Source organism: Aeromonas sp. 603607, assembly GCF_049171595.1.
Taxonomy (GTDB): domain Bacteria; phylum Pseudomonadota; class Gammaproteobacteria; order Enterobacterales; family Aeromonadaceae; genus Aeromonas; species Aeromonas veronii.
In genome coordinates, this window is the sequence record NZ_JAAKOV010000010.1 from 135,480 (window position 1) to 159,960 (window position 24,481).

A 24,481-nucleotide genomic window follows, 5' to 3' on the forward strand; every position below is an offset into this window, starting at 1 on the left:
GTTGCCGTCGTCCGCACACAGAAACAAAAAGCGCGCCAAATGGCGCGCTTTTTTATATCGGGAAGAGGGCGGAATTAACGGCCCAGCTTGGCCTTGAGCATGGCGATGATGTCGCTGATGGCCACTTCCTGCTTCTCGCCGGTGCGGCGGCACTTGTACTCCACCACGCCGTTGTCCAGACCGCGATCGCCGATGACGATGGCGTGCGGGATGCCCAGCAGCTCCATGTCGGCGAACATTACGCCCGGGCGCTCTTTACGGTCGTCGAACAGCACGTCCACACCGGCCGCTTTCAGCTCGGCGTAGAACTGTTGTGCCTGCTCGGCCACGCGCTCGGACTTGTGCATGTTCATCGGCACGATGGCCACTTCGAACGGAGCGATGGCGTCCGGCCAGATGATGCCGTACTGGTCGTTGTTCTGCTCGATGGCGGCAGCCACCAGACGGGAAACCCCGATCCCGTAGCAACCCATCTCCATGGTGACGGATTTGCCAGCTTCGTTCAGCACGCTCGCCTTCATCGCTTCGGAGTACTTGGTACCCAGCTGGAAGATGTGGCCCACTTCGATACCGCGCTTGAGCAGCAGCTTGCCCTGGCCGCACGGGCTCGGGTCGCCTTCCACCACGTTGCGCAGGTCGGCAACTTCGTAGGTAGCGATGTCGCGATCCCAGTTGGCACCGGTCAGGTGGAAGCCGGTTTCGTTGGCGCCGCAGACGAAGTCCGCCAGATGGGCGGCGCTGCGATCGACGATGATGCGACCGGCAAAGCCGACTGGGCCGATGGAACCTGCGTCGCAACCGGCGGCAGCTTTAATCTGCTCGTCGTTGGCGAAGGTCAGCGGGTTGGCCACGCCAGCCAGTTTCTCTGCCTTGATTTCGTTCAGTTCGTGGTCGCCACGCAGTACCAGTGCGATGACGGCCTGCTTGCCGTGCTCATCTTCCTCTGCCAGTACCAGCAGGGTCTTGGCGATGGCGGTCGGAGCCACGTTCAGGAAAGCGGCCACTTCGTCAATGGTGTGGACGTTCGGGGTGGCAACCTTGGTCAGGGCTGAGGTGGCGGCAGCGCGCTCACCAGCCGGTGCCAGCGCTTCGGCCATCTCGATGTTGGCGGCGTAATCGGAGCTGTCGGAGAAGGCGATCAAGTCTTCACCGCTCTCGGCCAGCACCTGGAATTCGTGGGAACCGGTACCACCGATGGAGCCGGTATCGGCCTGCACCGGACGGAAGTTCAGGCCCATGCGGGTGAACGCCTTGCAGTAGGCGGCGTGCATCTTCTCGTAGGTATCGACCAGAGATTCCTTGTCGATGTGGAAGGAGTAGGCATCCTTCATCAGGAATTCACGGCCACGCATCACACCGAAACGGGGACGCACTTCGTCGCGGAACTTGGTCTGGATCTGGTAGAGGTTGAGCGGCAGCTGCTTGTAGCTGTTCACTTCGTAACGCACCAGCGCGGTGATCACCTCTTCGTGGGTCGGGCCCAGTACGAAGGGACGGTTGTGACGGTCGGTCAGACGGCACAGTTCGGGACCGTAGTCATCCCAGCGGCCGGATTCCTGCCACAGCTCGGCGGGTTGTACCACCGGCATGGAGACTTCGACGGCACCAGCATTGTTCATCTCTTCGCGAACAATGTTCTCGATTTTCTTCAGTACCCGCAGACCGGTTGGCAACCAGGCATACATGCCGGAGGCCAGTTTACGGATCATCCCGGCGCGCAGCATCAGCTGGTGGCTGACAACTTCAGCGTCGGAGGGGGTTTCCTTGAGAGTGGAAAGCAGATATTGGCTGGTACGCATCGCGGTAGACCTTAGCTAGAACGGGCGCGGGGCCCAGGATAATTTCAAGGGCGGAATTTTAACAGGCTGGGCGTTGCGGCCCAAGGGCTAAATTTGCCGCAGCCCGAAAGGTGACCACGCCCGGCAGATAGCCTGGGGTAATGACCATTGCAACAAGCAGGCTTTTTATGCCTGCAATTTGGCCGGATCTCCGCTAAACTCTGCCACCTTTTCTCGATGGGCATGGCTCTGCCGCGTTCATCACCCCCCATTTTTAGTACTTTTGGAGCCGCTCATGCCGTTAGTGGGACATCAACACCAGATCGAGATCCTGGAACTGACCGACAAAGGAGATGGCAAAGGACGCCTGTTCGATCGCCCCCTGTTTGTCGAAGGTCTGCTGCCCGGTGAGCAGGCGCTGGTGGAGCTGACCGAGGTCAAGCCGAACTATCTGCACGGCAAGGTCGCCGAGCTGCTCCAGCCCTCTGCCGATCGGGTTGCCGATTTCTGCCCCAACACCGAGTGCGGTGGCTGTCAGGTGCGCCCGCTGGCCTATCCGGCCCAGCTCAAGCTCAAGCAGGCACTGGTGCAAAGCGCACTGGAGCAGGCCGGGCTGGGTGACACCCCGGTCAAGGATATCCTTGGCATGGAAAGCCCGTTCGCCTATCGCAACAAGGCGCAATATGCGGTGCGTGGCTGCGACGCCGGTGCCGAGATCGGTTTTTATCGCAAGCACTCCCACGATCTCATCACCGCCGATGACTGTGCGGTGCAGGATCCGCTGCACGTGGAGCTCAACGCCCGGGTACGCAACTGGATGCGCGCGCATGACATCGCCGCCTATGACGAAGTAAACCACAGCGGCTGCGTGCGCAACCTGATGACCCGCAAGGGCTTCAAGAGCGGCGAGCTGATGGTAGTGCTGGTGACCCTGGGTGAGGCGCTGCCGTTCGAAGCCGAGCTGCTGGCTGTCCTGAGCGATTTGCCGGTCACTACCCTGGTGCAGAACATCAACGATGAGCGCACCAACCGCATTCTGGGCGCGACCAACCGGGTGCTGCTCGGCGAAGGGGTGATCCGCGACAAGATCCACGAACTCGAGTTCGAGATCTCGCCGCTCTCCTTCTTCCAGAACAACCCGACCCAGACCGATGTGCTCTACTCCAGCGCCCTCGAGTATGCCGAGCTGACCGGCAACGAGACGGTGTTCGACATCTATTGCGGTATCGGCACCATCTCCCTGTTCCTGGCTGGCAAGGCCGCCAAGGTCGTCGGGATCGAGTCGGTGGAGAGCGCCATCAGCGATGCTCGCCGCAACGCCGCCCTCAACGGCATCGAGCACACCGAATTCCACGTCGGCAAGGCCGAGCAGCTGATGCCCGAACTGCACGCCCAAGGCGTGACCGCTGACGTGGTGGTGATGGATCCGCCCCGCAAAGGCTGTGACAAGGCGGTGCTGCAGACCCTGGTCGCCATGGCGCCCCGTCGTCTGGTCTATGTCTCCTGCAACCCGCAGACCCTGGCCCGCGATCTTGCCTGGCTGGTCAAGCAAGGCTTCGTGCTGGACGAGGTGCAGCCGGTCGATATGTTCCCGCACTCCATGCATGTGGAAGCGGTTGCCCGCCTGAGCCTGCCTGCCAAGGCATAAGTCGTCCCCGACTCTTGCCCATAACAAAACGACGCCAGCTGGCGTCGTTTTTTCTATCTGATGCTCGCAGGTTGATGTGCTCAACCCTGCTTGCGCACCTCGGTGGCAATCTGGTCGAGCAGCTGTTGCCAGCCCTGACCCAGCTCGTTCACCAGCGCGTTGTAGCCATCGGCCGGCAGCACCCGCTCCTGACGGAAGGGGGCATCGCGCAGCACGGTGCCATCCTCCGCCAGCAGGCGCCAGCGCCCGCTCAGCACGGCGCTGCCGTCATGACGGCCCTGAAAGCGCTCCACCAGAATGGTCAGTACCGGCCCCTTGCGGGCGCCATCCTGCCGTACCACCCAGCCCGGCAGGCGGGTGGAGAGGCCATTGAGGGTGAGCTGGTTGAGCTGATCGTCCAGCGCACCGGCCCAGCGATGGTACTCGGTGAAGTGCAGCTCTTGCCCTTCCAGCTGATAGACCAGACTGATCCGGTCGAGCTGGCTGGCCAGCGCCACCGGGCGCAGCACCAACTGGTGCTGCGGTTGGGCCGGGGCCGTCACGGGTTGCTGACTATCGGCATCGAGCGAGTAGTAGTGCAGGCTTGGTTGGCTGCTGCAACCCGCCAGCAGGCCCAGTAGGGCCAGCGTCAGGATCTCTTTTTTCATTGTTTGCCTCGCTTGGGCTCAGGGTCCGATGGATGCGCGCGATCGAAGATCAGCGAGCTGGGCTGCTCGTTGAGGGAGTGCACCAGCGGCTGCAGTTCGCGCATCAACTGATTGAGGGTCTGCACCGACTGGCGCAGGTCCTGATTGGTCTGCGACTGGGCATCATAGGCCTGCAAGGTCTCCTGCAACTGCTTGAGGCTCTCGTTGAGCGAGGCGGGCAGCTGCTGGGTGGAATCCTTGGCAGTGAGCTTGTTCAGGTTGGCGCTGACTGCACTGATGTTCTTCAGGGTGCCATCCAGGGTGGTGAGTGACCCGTTGACCTTGGTCAGGGTGGTTGCCATGTCCATGTCGACAAACTTGTCGAGGATGAGGTTCACCTTGCGCTCGATCTGATCCAGCCCGCCCTGAACGGTGGGGAATACCTGATAACCGGCCAGCTTGGCCTGCTCGAAGCGCGGCGCGTCCGGATAGAAGTTGAGGTCGATGATCTTGCCGCCGGTCAGCAGGCTCGAGGTCTTGAGGCTGGCACGCAACCCCTCCTTGAACTGCTTGCCGAACAGGGCACGCCACTGATCCTTCTCCGCCTTGGCATAGCGGTGGGAGAGGCGCTGCACCTCGATGCGGGCCAGCACCGGGATCTGGCGGCTCTTGAAGATCTGCACGCCCTTGTCCTCGATGAGGTAGGGGGCGGAGATGACGGTACCGACCCGAATGCCGCGATACTGCACCGCCGCGCCCGGGTGCAGGCCACCCACGTTGTCATCGAACAGGAAGACGTAGTCGATGAACTGATCCAGACTACCGGCCAGCACGCTCGCCTCATCCTGGAACAGGGTGAACCCTTCCATCTGTTTGACCGGTTCGCCAGGCGCCCAGCCGGGTGGCAGACCCATGGTGATGCCGCCATCGATTAGGCTCTCCAGCGAATCCATCTTCACCTTCATCCCCTCGCTGCTCATGGAGACCTCGAAGCCCGGGGTCATCCAGAAGCGGGAGTTGCTGCTCACCAGAATGTCATAGGGGGCGTGGATGAAGATTTGATACTGCATCTCGCTCTTTTCCGGTAGGAACTTCGCCTCTTCCACCTGACCTATGGTGAAGCCCTGATAGTTGATGGGGGAGCCTTCCCCCAGCGCGCGAGTGTCGCGACTGCTGAGGGTGAGACGCAGCCCCTTGGCATCGAGGGAGGCGAGCGGCGGTTTGTCGAGCATGGCGTATTCGTCCCGCGCCCGACCTTTCTTGCCGGGGGCGAGCTCGATATAGGCGCCGGAGAGCAGGGTGCTCAGACCCGATACCCCTTCACGGCCCACTCTGGGCTTGACCACCCAGAACTGGCTGTCACCGCGCAGCATGCCGGAGGCGGCATTGGTCAGCCGTCCTTTCAGCACCGCATGGCTGTAGTCATCGCTCAGCTCGACGGCCTCGATGCGGCCGACGTCCACTTCGCGGGAGCGGATCACCGTCTTGCCAGCGACTATGCCCTCGGCAGTGGCGACTGTCAGGGTGAAACTGGGGCCCTGGGAGTACCAGTGCTGGAACAGCATCCAGAGACCGATGAACAGCGCCAGCAGGGGCACCATCCAGATTGCGGCGGCAGAGCTCAGAAAGTCAGAGCCCGGTTTCCACCTTTTTTTACGCTCACTCACGTTCGCGTTCTCCTTGTTGTAAATCCCAGATCAGGCGGGAGTCGAAACTCATGGCGGCGACCATGGTGATCAGCACCACACCTGCAAATGCGACGGCCGCAGGGCCGGGATAGATGGTCATCAGATTGTCGAGCCGGATCAGGCCCGCCAGAATGGCCACCACGAAGACGTCGATCATCGACCAGCGTCCGACAAATTCGGTCATGCGATAGAGTTTGAGCTTGCCGAGGGGGGAGGTGACATTGCCGCGCTGCACCATATAGCAAAGCCAGAATAGCGCCAGTATTTTCACCAGCGGCACCACCACGCTGGCGAAAAAGATCACCGCCGCTATGGGGTAGGAGCCCATGGCCCAGAGCAGCACCACACCGCCGAGGATGGTGGAGGGGCTGTCATCACCGAGGAACACTGTATCCATGATGGGATAGACGTTGGCCGGAATGTAGAGAATGGCGGAGGTAAACAGCAGCGCCCAGGTACGGTTCAGGCCGCCCGGCTTGCGCGCATGCAGCTTGCCGCCGCAGCGGGAGCAGCTGTGGCTGCCCACCTCGCTCAGAGCGCCACAGATATGGCAGCCCACCAGACCTGATTCCAGCGCGCCCGCCTCCGGGTCGATATCCCGCGCCTCGGTAGGGCCGAACAGCCGCTGCCACAGCCACATCTGATCCAGTGAGGAGATCATCTTGATGAGCAGCACGGTGTAACCGACGAAAGCCCAGAATGACAGCCCCATCTTGATGTCGGCCATCCCCATCAGCTTAACCAGCGAGATGAGCACCCCCACCAGAAAGACATCCACCATCAGCCAGGGTTTGATCCGGCAGAGCAGACGGCCGAGGGAGCGCAGGGCATTGCTGTGCAGATCTTTATCGACCCGCCACAGCACCAGCATGATGGAGCCCATATAGACCAGCGGCAGGCCGATCAGGGTCAGGCTCAGTACCGCGCCGAGAAACAGATAGCCCTCATCCACCAGGGTGGTGATGCTCTGCAAAAAGGTCATCTCCTGGCCCACCCCTTTGGCCGAGAAAGACATAAAGGTAAAGGCATTGGCGAGCACGAACATGATAAGTGCCGCGAACCCGTAGGAGATCGGCCGCAACTCCTGCTGTGGCAGGTGGCGACTCAGGGTGTGTCCGCAACGGGGGCAGCAGCTGGCCTGTCCCACCTCGAGCGGTGTGGCCGGTATCAGCAGGTCACACTCTTCGCAGGCAGTGGCATCATGGACATAGGTGGTGTGGTGTTGGTGTGAAACCGGATGCAAGATAAAACCCCAGATAAGGCCCATGGTGGAGCCAGAGCTGGCGATTATCGCAGTTGTGCTGGTCAGCGACCAGCCCCCGGAGGCCGCTATTGCTGGCGGGAGTGAGAATGACTTTGACAAGCCAGTGCCCATTTAGCACAATCAAACGCCACTTTTTTTCCGCGGGACAATAATTTATGACAACTGAATCCCCAAGCTACTCCACGATTGAGCAAGCCTTCTCCCTCGGGAACGGGCAAGATTCTGCCCTCAACTGGTTGCGCAAGAACCGCAGTCAGGTCGCTATCTTTCTGGTGAGCGGCATCAAGCTGGAAGGCACCATCAGCGGGTTTGACCAGTACAGCGTGCTGCTGACCGATGCACACGGCAACCAGCAGCTGGTCTACAAGGCCAAGATCTCCACCATCGCCATGCACACCGGCCGTCCGCAGGTGAACATCCAGCGTGCTCGCAAGCCGCGTGTCTCCATGGCGCCGCGCCCCCATGGTGCGCCGGGTCGGTATGACGACAATCAGGGCGGCGGCAACAACGAGTAATCGTCTGCCCCGCACTCCCCGTTGACGCGCCCTGCGTCAGCGGCTGACGGAAACTGCTCTCATTTTCATTCATGTCCCGTATGAGAGTCGGTTTCGGTTATCGCCCCTTGCAGGGCGATATTTTTTTACGCACTACGCGGTTATGCCGACCGGTTGACCCTCTTTGACCATGCAGGTCTGCATCCCCGCCGCCTCTCCGGCCTGTACCCCGATACCGGTATCTTCAAACACCAGACAGCCTGATGGCGCGACCCCCAACTTGCTGGCGACCAGCAGGAAGGTGTCCGGATTGGGCTTGTGCAGCTCCACATCGTCGGCCGTGACCACCACGGAGAAATAGCGATCCAGCCCGGTATTGCGCAGCACCGCTTCGGCGTTGACACGAGGCGAGCCGGTGCCGATCCCCATCGGGATGACGCCATGATAGCGCTCGACCAGCGCCTGCATGGCCGGAAACACGGTCGCCTTGTGCAGGTTGGCCACATAGTGGGCGGTCTTGCAGCGGGTGACTTCGAGCGGATCGAGGGGGATCTGCTGCTCCTGTGCGACCAGCAGGGCGATCTTGCGGCTCGGCATGCCACCCAGCTCATAGAACCAGTCGGCATCGAAGTGAAAGCCAAACTCGCGGGCTGTGTGCTCCCAGGCGGCGAGGTGCAGCGGCATGGAGTCGACCAGGGTGCCATCAAGGTCAAAGACCAGGCCTTGGAATCCGGAAAGAGTCATGGTGCGGGGTCTGTCTCTGAAAAAAGGGAGCCCATTCTAGCCAGTGGCTCCCCGCCTCGCCATCACCTAGCAGGTGAGAAACGCTTGCCCCCACATTTGCGCCTGAAAATAGACGGGGGTGAGTCTGGTCGGGTCGAGCTGGTATTTCGGTGCCAGCTGCTCCAGCAGGGCCCAGTTGCCCTGTTCGTAGGTCCTGACCAGCTGGAACAGGTGGAACAACGGCCCTTCGTGCCGCTCGATGGCTCGTTTTACGTTGTTGGGCAGGTGGGCCTTCAGCGACTCCGATAGCAGGGAACCATCGAGTACCAGCCCTACCAGAAAAGCCCAGCTTGCTTCGCGTTTGTCTAGGGCGGTGAGGGCGATAAGTTCACAGAAGCGACCGCGAGCGATGGCCATCCGGGTAGAGGCCTCCGGCATATGCTGGCTTACCCTGGCTAGGCCGTTGATCAGCACAAACTTGCGGATCTCCTGCTCTCCCAGATAGGAGAGGGCGCGGGAAACCGAGGTGATGGGGGCTGCATGATCGAAGCCGGGGGCGTTGACATAGGTGAGTAGCTGGCCCGGGAGCAAGGCATCCTGCTCCAGCAGGCGGGCCACCTGGGCAAAGGAGAACTCCTCGTGGCAGATGAGCTGGAGGATCTGCTGCACAAGTGCCATGTCGGGCTGGGTGGCACGCTGATTGACCAGCTCGGGGCGGGCGAGAAAACCACCGGCAAAGAAGTCGACTCCGGCCTCTCGCAGCGGGAGAAAGTCTTCCCAGGTTTCGATATCGAGGGCCATCCGCTTGTGTTCGGTGGGCTGGCAGATCCCCTCTTCGCCCATCCAGAATACCAGCAGACGGCTGGCACCGAGCCAGCGTGGCTCACGGCTGACCCCGTGTACGGCAAGCCGGCGTCGACTGTCTCGCCACTGTTCCAGCACCGGAAAGGAAGCTGGTAGCCGTTCGCTGGAGGCTTCGACCAGCGGGATCGCATCCTGATCAAACAGCAGGGGGCGCTGTTCATCGAGCTGTTCGTGGGTGAAGGGCACCAGATATTGGCGCCCTTGTGCCAGCAGGCGGCAATGTTGTGCCAGCGAGGGCCACTCGTCCGGTGAGCCGAGCAGATAATCGATGCCGTAGGCCACCAGGGCCATGCGGCGATTGAAGATGGGATAACGACGCAACAGCATGGGATCACCGATAGGCCAGAGTGCGCGCCCGTCCTTGAGACTTGGCGTGGTAGAGCGCCTGATCGGCCTGTTCGGTCAGACTCTGCCATGCCTCGTTCAGGGAGGGAACCAGATAGCTAAAGCCTATGCTAACCGTAATGAAATCAGCAACCCGCGAGGCGGGATGGGGCAGTTTTAATCGGGTTAGGCCATCATGGATCCTCTCGGCCAGTTGTTCGGCCTCACCGGGTTGGGGGGCGCAGAGCAGAATGACGAACTCCTCGCCACCGTAACGGGCGACCAGATTGGTGCAGCGCCGCTCTGCATCCCGCAGCACATGGGCCACCTGTTGCAGGCAGAGATCCCCCTTGGCATGGCCGAAGTGGTCGTTGTAGGCCTTGAACTCGTCCACATCGATCATCAATACCGCCAGCGGATTTTGGGTGCGCCGTGCCCACTCCCATTCCCGTTGCATGGTGATGTCCCACTGGCGCCGATTGGCGATACCAGTCAGAGGATCTTCCAGCGAGAGCAGGGAGAGGCGGTGATTGGCCTCCTCCAGCGCCCGATTGGTTTCGGCCAGTTGTATCGTGCGTTCGGCAACCCGCTCCTCCAGCTGGCGATTGAGCCGCTCCAGCTGCTCCTGGGTGCGCTGGCGGATCAGTAACTGTGACAGGATGGCGGCGTACTGTTTGAAAATCTCGCTCTGATAAGCCTTGAGTGGTCGGTGACAGAGCAGGTTGTCGGCGGCGATCCAGCCGATGGGAGTGGTGCCATCCCACAGCGAGACCATGGCGTTCCAGCCACGACCTACCTGCTGTTTCTCGTAGTAGAGGGGGGTATCTTCCAGCACCAGCACGTAGTCCTTGCGCCTGAGCGCCTCCTGCACCGTGGGGTGCTCCGGAATGGGACTGACAAAGTCATGTTCGTCTACCAGCTCTCCCTCTTCGCTGGTGCCCCAGGTGCCGCGCATGGTCTTGCCATCGGGTTCGATCAGGAAGATGGCAACCCGATCGAACTGCAGCTCTTTGCGGGCCAGCAGCACGGCATCCCGCAGCAGATCGTTCTCGCTGCGACTGCGGGAGAGGGTAACGCTTACCATGTGCAGCGCCTGCAACATGGTGAGGAAGGAGCCCTGCAGTGCCTGACTCTGTACCAGATCGGTCTGGGTATGGAGCCGCTGGTCCCGCTCCTGATTGACCTGGCTGGAGAGCAGGTGATTGCTGAGCTCGGCCGTCAGATAGTGAATAAGGAGCTGGATACCCTGACGCTGGTGGGAGGAGAGGCGATCGATGCGGCGGCGGGTCTCCAGATAGATGACCCCTTCCAGGTTCATATGGCGTTTGAGGGGGAAGCAGGCGCGTAGTCGTTGCTGGGCTGGTTCGACATTCTCACCAGAGTCCGGCGGCTGGTAGATCTGCTCGATCACCAGTTGCCCCTTGTCCATCGCCTTGTCGATCAGGTGGTGGGGCAGGGTCAATTGACCGAGATGGGCGAGATCAAGCGTGGTCAGCCCCTGATCGAGCTGAAAGCTGTAGAGCTGCGGTTCGGGGGCTTTCAGCCAGAGGTAGAGGCGTTCGGCATCGGTCTTTTCACGGATGGTGGCGAGGCTCACTTCGCATAACTGAGCGAAGTTGGTGAAGTGTTCCGGGTCCCATTCCTGCATACCAATATCCCTTGGATTGTACCCAAGCGAGTATAGACATATTTCTCCTTGATTAATATGTCAGAAAGGAGAGGCAGCGCACATAACGGTTGCTTTCAGCCCTGCTGGTGGAGACATTCACTGCGTTCTCTGCCAATCGTGGATAGAACTGTGTGCCATAACGGTATATATGGCAGCTTGTAGGGCGGGATGCCGGGCAAAAAAGAGCCCGCACGATGGCGGGCTCTCGGGCAGATTAGATGATTCTGCGCGGCTTATTCTGCCTTGGGGGCAGCCTCAGCGGGCGTTTCACTGCTATCGGCTGGCGCACTCTCGGTCGCCGGGGCTTCCGGTGCCGGACCCGGTACCAGATCTACCGCCGGTTTGGCGATGAGAGAGCGGGTCTCTTCCACCGCTTCGGTCAGCTTCACCTCGATGATCTGGCCGAGCTCGTAGACCACTTCGGTCTTGTCCAGATAGACGCGACCGTTGTCCCAGTTGCACTCCAGTCGATCCTTGTTGTCGAGAATATGGCGGGCAGGCAGGAAGACTACGGCGCCGTTCTCCTGCAGACGCAGCTTGAGACCGGCACGCATCACGTCGATGATCTCGGCGTTGAATACCTGATCGGTGCCAGCCGCTGCTTTCAGGTAGCGAACATAGAGCCAGTCACCGATGTCACGCTCCACCATGCGGTGCAGACGGCGGCAGGCGGTCAGATGCTCGGTGAGCTCGGTGCTCGGGCGCTCACCCGGGGTCTTGCCGGCGATAACCGCTTTGAGCAGACGATGGTTGACCATATCGCCGTATTTACGGATCGGGGAGGTCCAGGTGGCGTAGGCATCCAGACCCAAGCCGTAATGGGCGCCCGGTTCGGAGGACATCAGCGCATAGCTCTGGAAGCGGCGGATCTTGCCATCCAGCCAGCGGGTGTCGAGGTTGTCGATCCAGCGGCGCAGGGCGCAGAAGCCGGAGAGGCTGGCGATCTCGTCGCGCTCGAACGGGGCTTCGGCACTCTTCAGCAGGTCGATAGCGCCGTCGAGGGACTCTTCGTCAAAGCCGGTGTGAACGTTGAAGATGCCGTAACCGACGCTCTTGCCCAGCACGCGACCGGCGCAGATGTTGGCGGCGATCATCGACTCTTCCACCATGCGGTTGGCGATGCGGCGCGGCTCGACGTGGATGGCCAGCACTTCGCCATTCTCGCCCAGCTCGAAGTCGTAGTCGGGACGATCCGGGAATACCAGCGCATGCTCGGTGCGCCACGCGATGCGTGCTTCGGTCATCGCCTTCATCAGCGGCAGCTGGGCCAGTACGCCTGCGTCGATAGACAGCTCTTTGCCATGCTCGGCCCAGTCGGAGACGTCGTCATAGTTGAGACGGGCGTGGGAGCAGATGCGGGCGGCGAAGAACTCGGTCTCCTCCAGCAGCAGACCATCTTCGGCGATCAGCAGACGGGCGCACAGGGTGTTGCGCTCCTCGCCCTCTTTCAGGGAGCAAAGCTCGTCGGAGAGGGTGCGCGGGATCATCGGCACGTTGCGGCCCGGCATGTAGACGGTAAAGGCGCGCTGGGCGGCCTCTTTGTCCAGCTCGCTCCCCTCGGCCACATAGGCGGTCGGGTCAGCGATGGCGACCAGCAGCTCCCAGCCGTTCTCCAGCTTGGTGATGGCCAGCGCATCGTCCATATCCTTGGTCTTGGCACCGTCGATGGTGAAGAAGGGGACAGCGGTCAGATCGCGACGGGGCAGCTCTTCCTCTTCGATCACCTTCCACTCCGGCAAATCAGCCGGCTCGACCTGGGCCAGATTGTGGCGCGCCAGCACCACCCACCAGGGCACATTGTGATCTTCCTGGGCGGCGATCTTCTGGATAATCTCGGCAGAAAAGTTGCCGTCGACCAGCGCATGGCGCTTGAGAGTAGCCACCACCCAGTCACCTTCCTTGAACTCTTTCTCATCCAGGCCCTTCTTGACGCGGGCCTTGATGGCATCCTTGATCAGCGGATGGTCGGCCACCACGTTGAGGCGGTCACGGAACATCTTGACCCGTGCCACGAAGCGAGTGACGGACTGCTCCAGCAGGGTATCCGGCTCGGCCACTTCCTTATCTTTTTCGGTGCGGATCAGGGCGGTCACCCGGTCACCATGCATCACCTTCTTCATGTAGGGAGGCGGCACGAAATAGCTGGTCTTCTCATCGACTTCCAGAAAGCCGAAGCCCCGATCAGAGGCGCGGATCACACCCTCTTTCTTCGGGATGTTTTCGCGGATTTGTTGCTTGAGCTGGGCCAGCAGCGGATTGTCTTGGAACATAAGTGAGGAACCTGAAGTGAAAACCTGGGTGGAGACCTGATGAAGGATCGCCCAGCACTATACGTTTTTAGCCCTGCAAAGCCAAGGTGAATGGCCTGCTCAGCGTGGTTTCAACTGCGATCTGGCATGGTCGATAAGGCGTTGGGAGAGCTGCTTGTGTACCCCCTTTTCCAGTACCCAGCGGTGCCAGTAGAGGCGTTCCGTCAGGACGTGGTCGGGACTGAGGTTGAGTAGTGACCCGCCAGCCAGCTGGCCTCTTATTTGCAATTCGGGGATGAGACAATAGGCCAGCCCCTGTTCTGCCATGGCGACGAAGGCCTCTGACGAGTGGACCGTATGGCAGGGATAACCGCCCGGCTCCAGCCCGAAGTGTTCTCTCATAAAGCTCACATGCATGTCATCGCGCTGATCGAACGCCACCGCCGGTGCCTTGGCCAGCGCCTCACGGGTCAGGCCGCGAGGGAAGTGGCGGGCAACGAAGGCGGGGCTGGCGGTAAGCAGATAGTTCATCTCACCGAGCTCGTCGACGCAGCAACCCGCCAGCGGCTGGGGATGCAGGCTGACCGCACCAAAGGCCTGACCCTCGCGGACCTTGTCGAGGGTGCGGCTCTCGTCATCGACCAGCAGGTTGAGCTCGATGGGGTGCTGTCTCAACAAGGGGGCAATGGCGGGCAGAAACCAGGTGGCCAGGCTGTCGGCGTTCACAGCGATACTGATCCGGATTGGCCCCTGCGGCTCATCGGGGGCCAGTTCCCCCGCCAGTTCGAGCTCGAGCTGGTGTACCTGCCGATAGTGGGCCAGTAGTTTCTGGCCGAGTGGCGTGGCCTGCAGCGGCTGGCTGCGAATGAGCAGCGGCTCGGCAAACTGTTGCTCCAACTGCTTGATCCGCTGGGAGATGGCCGACTGGGTGATATGGAGCGACTTGGCCGCTCGATCGAAGTTCTGCTCCTGCAGTACCGCATCCAGCGCCCGCAGCAGTTTGTAGTCCAGCTCTTTCATCTTCTCCCCCTTCCGTTGCCCAAGGGCTGACTCTACGTCACTCGGCAGGGGACAACAATGGGCGGCGGAAGGGGCGTTGCGCTGTGATATCTGACAGTGGTGCTCTGTCTTGTAAGGAAGGCATACTGCTAGAGACCGCAGGGGGCAGCCCTGCGGGGTCATAGCGATACAGCGATACGTTTATCCCGGGCCTGTTTTCCCGGGATTTTTTATATCTGGGCCGCTAACTCATGCGAGCGATAGGTGGCAGTTTGATAGTGTCCGATAAGTGGCTGCGAGACCGCCTGCGCGAAGCGCTCATCCAGATGGAAGCGGATGCCAACGCCCCTTACCGCCCCCAGATCCACCGCCTGGCGATGGCCGAGGCGCTCGATGGGCAGGCCGAGGCGGCGGAAGATGCGCTCTACCGGCAGGCTGACGACAGCGACCAGCTCCCGGATCCCGTGAGCATGGGCGAAGGCATAGACTTCGCGAAAGATAACGCAGGTGAGCTCGCTGACGCCATTGACCATCCGCGGAGCACGGCTGGCATCGATGGCTAGACGGGTCAGTTCCCAGACATCGGGGGTGCGTGGTGCACTTTCACCGGCAAGGGCGGTGGGGAAGATGGTGGGCAGCATATAGGCATCGGCACAGTTGAGCAGGCGAATACAGCCGCACAGCCCTTGTTTATCCTCGATCAGCACCCAATGGGTGTCTGGCGTATCAAAGCTGTCACGCTCGAGTCCCCGATGGGACTCTACATCCCAGCCGAGCCGGTCGGAAAAGACGCGATTTCGAAAGCGATAGAGTTCCTCCTCTACCTCATTTCGTGGATGCTCTCTCAATTTTCCTTTGAAAACCAACATTATGGGCCCTCTGTCTTGCTATTCGCCGTTATAATCACATGTCTGGCCAAGGGGGCTTTCATATGAAAAGAGACCAACTGCTTGAGTATCTCGAACATTTCACTTCGGTGACGGATGGCAACCGTCTGGCCGAGCTGATCGGTCACTTCACGCTCGGGATGGGCTACGACTACTACCGCTTCGCGCTGATCCTGCCGATGTCGATGCAAAGACCCAAGGTGGTGCTGTTCAATCACTGCCCTGACTCCTGGGTGCAGGCCTACACCGAAAACAACATGCTGGCATGTGATCCGGTGATCCAGCTGGCGCGCAAGCAGACTCTGCCCATCTACTGGAATCGCCTCGATGAGCGAGCCAGTTTTCTGCAAGAGGGAAGCATGGATGTGATGGGGCTGGCAGCCGAGTTCGGGCTACGCAATGGCATCTCCTTCCCCCTGCACGGTGCAGCCGGGGAGAACGGGATCCTCTCCTTTATCACGTCCGAGCGGGCCTCGAGCGATCTGCTGCTGGAGTCGTCGCCGATCCTCTCATGGATGTCGAACTACATCTTCGATGCCGCAATCCGGGTGGTGCGTTTCAGCATGATGGACAGTGCGGGCAAAGAGCCCCTGACCGAGCGCGAAACCGAGTGTCTGTTTTGGGCCAGCGAAGGAAAGACCTCCTGCGAGATAGCCTGCATCCTCGGCATCACGGAGCGCACGGTCAATTACCACCTCAATCAGGTCACCCGCAAAACCGGCTCCATGAACCGCTACCAGGCCATTGCCAAGGGGGTGGGGACCGGCTTGCTGTTGCCCAATCTGGAGCAGGTGGTGGTCACCAATTTTCCCCGAGTGTTGCAGTAGTCCGAGTCTCACATGCCACAGATTCTCCTGCTGCTGTATGAGGGTCACAATTGTCAGATCCGGTAATTGACAAGGGATTGAATAGAAAAGCTTCATCATTAGCAAAATGAATGAACCAGTAAATCAATGAATTTCTAAGAGGGAACAGGGCTCGCTATAGTGCCGTTCATTCATCACTTCGAACGGAACTTTCCATGCTGCTGACCACGACCCTGCAAGGCTTCACCATAGGTCTTGCCATGATCATCCCCATCGGCGCCCAGAATGCCTTTGTGCTGAGCAGAGGCATCCATCGCAATCACCATCTGCTGAGCGCCACACTCTGCAGTTTCTGCGACCTCATTCTGATCGCTATAGGGGTATTTGGCGGAGCCAATCTGCTGGCTGCCAGCCCGATTGGCATGATGCTGCTTACCTGGGGCGGCGTGCTGTTTCTCGGCTGGTTTGGTGGCCGTTCCCTGCTCAGTGCCTGGCGCGGTAAGGGGGAGGGACTTGCCGAGTCTGCTCAGCAGATGGGGGCCAAAAGCGTGCTGGCGATGACGCTGGGAGTTACGCTGCTTAATCCCCACGTCTATCTCGATACTTTGATGCTGCTCGGCTCCCTTGGCAGTCAGGTGAGCGAGTCCCTGCGTCCGGCCTTTGCTGCGGGGGCCATGCTGGCCTCGCTGGTGTGGTTTTACTCGCTTGCGCTGGGAGCGGCCGCATTGGCGCCCTGGCTAGCGCGAGGAGGGGTGCAGCGGGGGATCGATCTGCTGGTCGGCATCATCATGCTGAGTCTGGCTATTCAACTGGCCATAGGAAGTTGAGGAAGTTAAGGCGGCAGGAATGAGCGACCGGTAACAAAAAGATGCCACTCGCAGGGAGTGGCATCTTCGCTATTGGAGGGGGTCAGACTCGGAACTGGGAGAGCAGGCGCTGTTGCAGCAGGCTGGCTTGATGGAGCGAGGAGGCGAGCTGCAGGCACTCCTGCGCCTCCTGTTCGCCGGTTCTGGCTTGCAGACTGATGCCGGAGACCTTGTCAGAGGAGTGGCTCAGGGTGTGTGACAGTTGACCTGTGGCTACGGCCACCTGCTGCACCATGTCGGCCAGCTGGTCGATGGCGCCTTCCACCTTGAACAGGATCTGCTTGGTGTTCTCGGAGTCCTGCATGCCGGACTCCACCGTCTTGAGGTTGCGCTGCATCATCAGGTAGGCGCTCTCGGTCTGCTGCTGGATGCTGCTGATCACCTGGCTGATCTCGGCGCTTGATGTTGCCGTGCGATTGGCCAGGGTGCGCACCTCGTCCGCGACCACAGCAAAGCCACGTCCCATCTCCCCCGCGCGGGCTGCTTCGATAGCCGCATTGAGGGCCAGCAGGTTGGTCTGCTCCGAGATTCCGCTGATGGTGGAGATGATCTGGCCGATCTGGCCCGCCTGCTCCTTGAGGGCGTTGATGGCGATGGCGCACTCGCCCACCTCCTGCACCACCCGCTGCATGCCCGCACTGGCAGAGGCGACATATTGGCTACTTTCGGTGGTTAGCTGGCGCACCTCGTTGGCATTGTGGGCCGCCATGCTGCAGTTGTCGGAGATACCGGTGGCGACTTGCACCATCTGTTCACTGTCGTGGTGCAGGGCCAGCGCATGTTCGGCTGTCTGGCGGCTGCTCTGGCTGATCGCCTCCACCCGGTTGACCGAGGTGTGAACGTGTTCGCTGATGTGCCGGTTGTTGTCCATGGTGGAGCTGATCATCTTCTGCAATTTCTCGATGAAGCGATCCACGCTGTTGGCCAGCGAGCCTATCTCGTCATCCCGCTGCAGGTTAATGCGGGCGTTGAGGTCTCCCTCGCCGGCGGCGATGTCCTGCATTCGCTTGTCCACTTGCAGCAGCGGGGTGACCAGCTTGCGGGTCAGCCAGAAGCCGCAGAGGGTGACCATGACCAGGCTCAGCAGCAGGCCACCCAGCAAAAGGGTTCGGGTCTGGCTGATGATGCCGTTGAGCTGGACTACCTGATCCTCGACGGTGGCATCACCGCTCGCCTCGATGGCAACCAGTTGTTGCTGTAGCTGGTCGGCACTGGCCTCATAGAGAGCCTGCTGGGCCTGATAGCTGCCGAGCGCATTGACCCACTGTCCCATCAGCTGCTGATGTCGGGCTAACAGGGCTCGATACTCTGCTGACAGTGTCTTGCCGGCAAATTCCCCGGTTCCCTCGATATCGAACAGCCCGGTGCCGAGCATGCTGTCGACTGCTTCGTGGTAGAAATCGGTCGCCTCTTTCAACTCGGCCTTGATCGCATCTGTGACTCCTTGTCTGCGCATCTTCTCCAGCGCATAGAGTTGGCGCAAAAAGCCTATGTTGGATTCCATCCCCCCGTCGGCCGCTTCCCAACGAGTGGAGAGGCCGCTGTTCCAACTGATGGTCTGGTCGGGGGATTGGGTCAGCGCCTCGACCGCGCCATCGCCGATCACCTCCAGCTGGATCGAGAGGCGAGCCATCAGATCGGCGTTGTGATGCAGGGCCTGATCCACCTCTGTATAGGCGTGATAGAGCGCCAGCAGCTTCTCTTGTTGCTGTTGATAGTCCTGCTTGTGCTGTTCCATGGTGGCAAGGGCTGCACGATCAATGAGCTGCCCCTGGCTGACCCGGGCCAGCGCGTCATCGGTCGCCGCCTTGGCAGCATCGAGTTCGGCGCGATTGAGCGGGGTTCCGTTTTGCATCTTCTGAATCTGTAGCTGTTGGTTGCCCAGCTCTATGGAGCCCTCCATGGCACCGTCGGCGGTCTGCCAGGCGCTTCCCAACACATAGGTGAGCAGGCCGGCCAGCCGCTGGCTGCCATACCAGCCCACGACCCCCATCCCCAGCGTGCAGCCGAGCAAGATGGCAAGACCCAGATTGGCGGTGGAAACAATTTTCATATGATGGCCTTCCTTGGTATCTGCATTGGCATCAATTTCGGTTCCGAACGGATTTAGTGTAGTGGCTCATGCCCAGTCGGAGTCCGGTACGGTGCAGAAACATCCCGTACACGCAGGCTGAACCAGATCAAGCATGGTGGCCAATTTGCGAAAAAGCTTCTCCGGATACCAGGGGGTTGCTGCCCTATGCTGGATACTTATCCAGTTATTCTTTATGCTATGAGCCAATTTGCGAATAGCTGTATTGGTGAGGAGAGAGCCGTGATTGGTCGCTTGAGAGGCATTGTCATTGAGAAGCAGCCCCCCGAGGTCTTGCTGGAAGTAGGCGGGGTTGGTTACGAGGTTCATATGCCGATGAGCTGCTTCTATGATTTGCCGGAGATCGGCAAGGAGGCGACCATCCACACTCACTTCGTGGTGCGGGAAGATGCCCAACTACTCTACGGTTTCAACCACAAGCAGGAGCGTGCGTTGTTTCGCGAGCTGATCAAGACCAACGGGGTCGGCCCCAAGCTGGCGCTGGCCATTCTCTCCGGCATGACTGCCAGCCAGTTTGTCATCTGCGTCGAGCGCGAAGAGATTAGCTCTCTGGTCAAACTGCCGGGGGTCGGCAAGAAGACCGCCGAGCGTCTGGTGGTGGAGATGAAGGATCGCCTCAAGGGCTGGGTCAGTCACGACCTCTTCTCCCCGGCCATGGTCACCCTGCCAGCCAGTGAGCCAGAATTGCGGGCACCGGATGTGACCGAAGAGGCGGCCAGTGCGCTGGTGGCCCTCGGTTACAAGCCGCAGCAGGCGAGCCAGATTGTCAGCAAGATCGCCAAAGAGGGGATGTCGGTGGAAGATATCATCCGTGAATCCCTGCGTAGCCTGGTATGAGGTAGTTGATGATTGAAGCAGACCGCCTCATTTCGGCCAGTGCTGCCCGTGAGGATGACATTATTGACCGGGCTATCCGCCCCAAGAAGCTGGCTGACTACACCGGTCAGGATACCGTCTGCGAACAGATGGAGATCTTTATCGAAGCGGCCCGTCAGCGGGGAGAGGCGCTCGATCACCTGCTGATCTTCGGTCCGCCGGGTCTGGGCAAGACCACCCTCGCCAACATCGTCGCCAACGAGATGGGGGTCAATATCAAGACCACCTCCGGCCCGGTGCTGGAGAAAGCGGGGGATCTGGCGGCGCTGCTCACCAACCTCGAACCGAACGATGTGCTGTTCATCGACGAGATCCATCGCCTCAGCCCGGTGGTGGAGGAGGTGCTCTATCCGGCGATGGAGGATTACCAGCTCGACATCATGATCGGGGAGGGGCCAGCGGCTCGTTCCATCAAGCTGGATCTGCCTCCCTTTACCCTGATTGGCGCCACCACCCGGGCTGGTTCACTCACCAGCCCGCTGCGGGATCGCTTCGGCATCGTCCAGCGGTTGGAGTTCTACAACGTCAAGGATCTGACCGATATCGTCTCCCGCAGTGCCCGTTGTCTGGGGCTAGATATGACGGAAGATGGTGCCATTGAGGTCGCTCGTCGCTCTCGTGGTACGCCGCGGATTGCTAACCGTTTGTTAAGACGAGTGCGTGACTTCGCCCAGGTCAAATCCGATGGCCGGATCGATGGCCCCATCGCAGCCCGCGCCATGGACATGCTGGATGTCGATAACGAAGGTTTTGACTTCATGGACCGCAAGTTATTGTTGGCTGTGATAGACAAGTTTATGGGGGGCCCGGTAGGTCTCGATAATCTGGCCGCCGCGATCGGGGAAGAGAAAGATACTATCGAAGATGTGCTTGAGCCTTATCTGATCCAGCAAGGGTATCTGCAACGTACACCCAGAGGACGGATTGCGACCACACGAGCCTACGCTCATTTCGGTCTTCAGCGACCAGATGAGAAGTAAAAACAGTCGTTTGAACAAAAAACCGCCGTCAAAGGCGGTTTTTTGTTATTCGGGCAAAAAAAAAGCCCACGGCGGATGCGGTGGGCAAAGACAATTCAGGATGGATGTTCACAGACAGTGAGTGCGTCTGGACACAGACCGGAAAATAAACAGGTGAGCCGTCGCGAGCTCTCAGAGTCGGTTCAGTTGATAGAGCTGAACAAAGGAAAGCTTGTAGTAACGGATGGTTTTAGCAACAAACTTTTTCATCTTCGATTCCAATAGACAGGTTCAAATTGATGGTCGAATACGTACCGTGAACCCGGATTAACCGGCCTGTATCCAAGGGTATGCCCTCACTGCGAGGCGCATTGTAGGAGCTCGTATCGGCCCGGGCAAACAAGAAAAATTGCAACCTTCAAATTAGTTTATCTAATGTAGTGATTGATGAAATTGGTTCGCATGAGTATGCATTGTTTGTAGTTTTAAATTGAGTTTTCGAATCAGTTCGCCTGACCTGGATAACATGGAAAAAGGCGCGTCATCGACACTTTTCAAATTAAATGGGGTGGCCGGATGTTAAATTCTTAAATTGATTTAAATCAATATTTTACGCATTGCCATCTTTTGTGATCTGGCTCGCTTCAATAATCGTGAAATAGATTAAACATGGCTTTGAAAGCCATGTATGACGGGTCCTTTTACATTGATTTCAATCAAATAAAGGTGATATAAAAACCCGGTCATAATGAGCGAGAATAAATTGAAGCTGATTGTTTTTTAATTGTTAAACATTAGCTTTGTTTGTGTTTTCGCGTTGCCTTGTTGTTAATATTGGTGGTTACTGAAAGTGTTTTGTTGTGATGCGTCTCAACGGGGCCCATTCGATAACCCCCAACGGAAGCTTTGTCCTTAAAACTTAAAATAGCCGTGCCAATAATCGGTGAGGAAACATCATGATTGCTGAGCATGTGGTAGACCTATCGCGGTTCCAGTTCGCTGCGACGGCCCTTTATCACTTTTTGTTTGTACCCCTGACGCTGGGAATGGCCTTTCTCCTGGCGATCATGGAATCCGTCTATGTGATGACCAACAACACCATCTACCGGGACATGACCAAATTCTGGGGTAAGTTGTTTGGTATCAACTTTGCCTTGGGGGTCACCACTGGTCTGGCCATGGAGTTTCAGTTCGGGACGAACTGGGCTTACTACTCCCATTATGTCGGCGATATCTTTGGGGCCCCGCTGGCTATCGAAGGGCTGATGGCCTTCTTCCTGGAGTCCACCTTCGTCGGTATGTTCTTCTTTGGTTGGGATCGTCTGAGCAAGCATCAGCATCTGGCTGCCACCTGGTTGATGGCGCTGGGTACCAACCTTTCAGCCCTCTGGATCCTGGTCGCCAACGGCTGGATGCAGAACCCGGTCGGTGCCGAGTTCAACTTCGAATCCATGCGGATGGAGATGATGAGCTTCGCTGACGTGGTGCTCAACCCGGTTGCTCAGGTCAAGTTCGTCCACACTGTGGCGGCTGGTTATACTTGTGGCGCCATGTTTGTGCTGGGTATCTCCTCCTACTACCTGCTGAAGAATCGTGATGTGGCGTTTGCCCGTCGCTCCTTCGCCATTGCCGCTGCGTTCGGTATGGCTTCCATCGTGTCCGTGCTGATCCTCGGTGACGAATCCGGTTACGAGACCGGTGAAGTGCAGAAGGTGAAACTGGCCGCTATCGAAGCTGAGTGGGAAACTGAACCTGCTCCGGCCGCCTTTACCCTGTTCGGTATTCCGAATCAGGAAGAGATGCGTACCGACTACGCCATCAAGATCCCCTATGCACTGGGCATTATCGCGACCCGTTCTCTGGACGGTCAGGTCACCGGTCTGAAGGATCTGAAGAGCGAGCACGAACTGCGCGTTCGTAACGGTATGACCGCTTACGACTTGCTGACCAAGCTGCAATCCGGTGACAAGTCTGACGAGACCCGCGCTCGCTTCGACGAAGTGAAGCAGGATCTGGGCTACGGTCTGCTGCTCAAGCGCTACACCAGCAACGTGACCGATGCTACCGACGAGCAGATCAAGGCCGCCGTGGATGACTCCATCCCGCAGGTACTGCCGCTGTTCTTCGCCTTCCGCATCATGGTTGCCGTCGGCATGCTGATGCTGGTGCTGATTGGTATGGCCTTCTATGACAGTGCCCGTCACCAGATCGGCAAGCGCAAGTGGCTGCTCAAGGGTCTGCTGTGGGGTATCCCGCTGCCGTGGATCGCTATCGAAGCTGGCTGGTTTGTTGCTGAATATGGTCGCCAACCGTGGACCATTGCAGAGGTGTTGCCGACTTCCCTCTCTGCATCCAACCTGCCTGCAGCCGAGATCTGGTTCTCTCTGATCGGTATCTGCCTGTTCTATACCGTACTTCTGGTTATCGAGATGTACCTGATGTTCAAGTATGCCCGTCTTGGCCCCAGCAGCCTGAAGACTGGCAAGTATCACTTTGAACAGATCAAGGCATAAGGAGAGCGACCATGTTTGATTACGAAACTCTGCGTGTCATCTGGTGGGCTCTGGTCGGCGTACTGCTGATCGGTTTTGCCATCACTGACGGCTTCGACATGGGGGTAGGCGCACTGCTCCCGTTCGTTGGCAAGAAAGATGTCGAGCGCCGCGTGATGCTCAACACCATGGGACCGCACTGGGAAGGTAACCAGGTTTGGCTGGTCACTGCCGGTGGTGCCTTGTTCGCCGCCTGGCCGATGGTGTATGCCGCGACCTTCTCCGGCTTCTACATCGCCATGATCCTGACCTTGATGGCGCTGTTCCTGCGTCCGGTCGGTTTCAAGTACCGCTCGCTGCGTGCTGATGCCAAATGGCGCAGCAACTGGGACTGGGCCTTGTTCGCCGGTAGCGCCGTACCGCCCATCGTCTTTGGTGTGGCCTTTGGCAACCTGCTGCAAGGCGTTCCGTTCGAGTTTAACCAGTTCATGATGTTGACCTATCACGGCAACTTCTTCGGCCTGCTTAACCCGTTCGGCATTCTGGCTGGTCTGGTGAGCCTGTTCATGCTGCTCACCCAGGGCGCAACCTGGTTGATGATGAAGACCGACGGGGAAGTGCTGGCACGTTCCCGTACTGCCGCCATGATCTGCTCACTGCTGACTCTGGTGCTGTTTGCTGCCGCGGGTTGGTGGGTAAGCGGTATGGAAGGGTATGTCATCGTCAAGGCTGCCGCGACTGACGCAGTATCCAACCCGATGAACAAGGAAGTTGTCCTGCAGGCTGGTGCCTGGATGAACAACTACACCCTCTATCCGTGGATGGTGGCTGCCCCTGTACTGGGCCTGGCCATGAGCCTGCTGACTGCGCTGTTTGCCCGCATGAACATCGGCTGGCTGGCGTTTACCAGCTCCTCGCTGGCGATTGCCGGGGTCATCCTCACTGCCGGTTTCTCCATGTTCCCGTTCGTGATGCCCTCAAGCCTTGAGCCGTCACTGAGCCTGACCATGTGGGATGCTACCGCCTCTTTCAACACCTTGCAGGTGATGACTGTGGCTGCAGCGATCTTCGTACCGATTGTGCTGGGTTACACCATCTGGACTTACATCAAGATGTTTGGCCGGGTAACCAACAAGCACATCGAAGATAACCAACAATCTCTCTATTAAGAGGTGCG

19 protein-coding genes are annotated in these 24,481 nt (G+C 59.2%); 8 read left to right on the plus strand and 11 right to left on the minus strand.

Going from position 1 to position 24,481, the window contains the following annotated elements; genetic code table 11:
- Positions 1–74 precede the first annotated feature (74 nt).
- A complete protein-coding gene (locus G5315_RS11485; RefSeq protein WP_158112726.1) occupies positions 75–1,799 on the minus strand; it encodes a proline--tRNA ligase in 1,725 nt (574 codons plus the stop codon).
- 274 nt (positions 1,800–2,073) lie between these two features.
- Between G5315_RS11485 and rlmD the strand changes: the two genes are divergently transcribed.
- Positions 2,074–3,426, plus strand: a complete 1,353-nt coding sequence (rlmD, locus tag G5315_RS11490) for a 23S rRNA (uracil(1939)-C(5))-methyltransferase RlmD (RefSeq protein ID WP_421333074.1) — start codon at positions 2,074–2,076, stop codon at positions 3,424–3,426.
- An 80-nt stretch (positions 3,427–3,506) separates the two neighbouring features.
- On the opposite strand, the gene G5315_RS11495 is transcribed toward rlmD, so the two are convergent.
- From G5315_RS11495 to G5315_RS11505, 3 genes are read right to left on the minus strand one after another with little or no spacing between them, the layout of a single operon-like run.
- Positions 3,507–4,073 (minus strand): PqiC family protein, encoded by a 567-nt coding sequence (locus G5315_RS11495; RefSeq protein ID WP_158112728.1) that lies wholly within the window; start codon positions 4,071–4,073, stop codon positions 3,507–3,509.
- On the minus strand, positions 4,070–5,719 hold the full coding sequence (pqiB, locus tag G5315_RS11500) for an intermembrane transport protein PqiB (RefSeq protein WP_005335774.1): 1,650 nt from the start codon (positions 5,717–5,719) through the stop codon (positions 4,070–4,072). Before pqiB ends, G5315_RS11495 begins: the two co-directional genes overlap by 4 nt.
- Positions 5,712–6,983, minus strand: coding sequence for a paraquat-inducible protein A (locus tag G5315_RS11505; RefSeq protein ID WP_040066978.1), 1,272 nt, complete (start codon positions 6,981–6,983; stop codon positions 5,712–5,714). Before G5315_RS11505 ends, pqiB begins: the two co-directional genes overlap by 8 nt.
- Before the next feature lie 176 nt (positions 6,984–7,159).
- On the opposite strand from G5315_RS11505, the gene hfq reads away from it, so the two are divergent.
- A complete protein-coding gene (gene hfq, locus G5315_RS11510) occupies positions 7,160–7,519 on the plus strand; it encodes an RNA chaperone Hfq (protein WP_005335772.1) in 360 nt (119 codons plus the stop codon).
- 132 nt (positions 7,520–7,651) lie between these two features.
- Here hfq and G5315_RS11515 read toward each other — a convergent pair whose 3' ends face one another.
- From G5315_RS11515 to G5315_RS11540, 6 genes are all read right to left on the minus strand, one after another.
- Complete coding sequence (locus tag G5315_RS11515) at positions 7,652–8,242, minus strand: HAD family hydrolase (protein ID WP_201998107.1); 591 nt, start codon at positions 8,240–8,242, stop codon at positions 7,652–7,654.
- A gap of 66 nt (positions 8,243–8,308) precedes the next feature.
- Positions 8,309–9,412 (minus strand): EAL and HDOD domain-containing protein, encoded by a 1,104-nt coding sequence (locus tag G5315_RS11520; RefSeq protein WP_421263397.1) that lies wholly within the window; start codon positions 9,410–9,412, stop codon positions 8,309–8,311.
- Positions 9,413–9,416: 4 nt separating this feature from the next.
- Positions 9,417–11,057, minus strand: coding sequence for a diguanylate cyclase domain-containing protein (locus G5315_RS11525; protein ID WP_421333075.1), 1,641 nt, complete (start codon positions 11,055–11,057; stop codon positions 9,417–9,419).
- Positions 11,058–11,311: 254 nt separating this feature from the next.
- Positions 11,312–13,348 (minus strand): exoribonuclease II, encoded by a 2,037-nt coding sequence (locus G5315_RS11530; RefSeq protein ID WP_421333076.1) that lies wholly within the window; start codon positions 13,346–13,348, stop codon positions 11,312–11,314.
- Positions 13,349–13,447: 99 nt separating this feature from the next.
- On the minus strand, positions 13,448–14,347 hold the full coding sequence (locus G5315_RS11535; protein WP_421316014.1) for a LysR family transcriptional regulator ArgP: 900 nt from the start codon (positions 14,345–14,347) through the stop codon (positions 13,448–13,450).
- Positions 14,348–14,556: 209 nt separating this feature from the next.
- Positions 14,557–15,195 carry an acyl-homoserine-lactone synthase gene (locus G5315_RS11540; protein ID WP_421333077.1) on the minus strand — a complete coding sequence of 213 codons (639 nt, stop codon included), beginning with the start codon at positions 15,193–15,195 and terminating at the stop codon, positions 14,557–14,559.
- 62 nt (positions 15,196–15,257) lie between these two features.
- On the opposite strand from G5315_RS11540, the gene G5315_RS11545 reads away from it, so the two are divergent.
- Both G5315_RS11545 and lysE read left to right on the plus strand, forming a co-directional pair.
- Complete coding sequence (locus tag G5315_RS11545) at positions 15,258–16,040, plus strand: LuxR family transcriptional regulator (RefSeq protein ID WP_216952064.1); 783 nt, start codon at positions 15,258–15,260, stop codon at positions 16,038–16,040.
- Positions 16,041–16,234: 194 nt separating this feature from the next.
- Positions 16,235–16,846, plus strand: coding sequence for an L-lysine exporter (gene lysE / locus G5315_RS11550; RefSeq protein ID WP_216952063.1), 612 nt, complete (start codon positions 16,235–16,237; stop codon positions 16,844–16,846).
- Positions 16,847–16,928: 82 nt separating this feature from the next.
- On the opposite strand, the gene G5315_RS11555 is transcribed toward lysE, so the two are convergent.
- The gene (locus G5315_RS11555; protein ID WP_421333078.1) at positions 16,929–18,938 is read right to left on the minus strand and encodes a methyl-accepting chemotaxis protein; all 2,010 of its coding nucleotides are present in this window, start codon (positions 18,936–18,938) and stop codon (positions 16,929–16,931) included.
- A gap of 261 nt (positions 18,939–19,199) precedes the next feature.
- On the opposite strand from G5315_RS11555, the gene ruvA reads away from it, so the two are divergent.
- The 4 genes from ruvA (at position 19,200) to cydB (ending at position 24,473) form a co-directional block, all read left to right on the plus strand.
- Entirely contained in the window at positions 19,200–19,814 is a 615-nt protein-coding gene (gene ruvA / locus G5315_RS11560; RefSeq protein ID WP_421312956.1) for a Holliday junction branch migration protein RuvA, read from the plus strand.
- Between the two features lie 8 nt (positions 19,815–19,822).
- On the plus strand, positions 19,823–20,833 hold the full coding sequence (gene ruvB / locus G5315_RS11565) for a Holliday junction branch migration DNA helicase RuvB (RefSeq protein WP_005335744.1): 1,011 nt from the start codon (positions 19,823–19,825) through the stop codon (positions 20,831–20,833).
- Between the two features lie 935 nt (positions 20,834–21,768).
- The gene (locus G5315_RS11570) at positions 21,769–23,325 is read left to right on the plus strand and encodes a cytochrome ubiquinol oxidase subunit I (protein ID WP_005335743.1); all 1,557 of its coding nucleotides are present in this window, start codon (positions 21,769–21,771) and stop codon (positions 23,323–23,325) included.
- 11 nt (positions 23,326–23,336) lie between these two features.
- Positions 23,337–24,473: a cytochrome d ubiquinol oxidase subunit II gene (cydB, locus tag G5315_RS11575; RefSeq protein WP_005335741.1), complete on the plus strand. Its 1,137-nt coding sequence runs from the start codon at positions 23,337–23,339 to the stop codon at positions 24,471–24,473.
- The last annotated feature ends 8 nt before the right edge of the window (positions 24,474–24,481 follow it).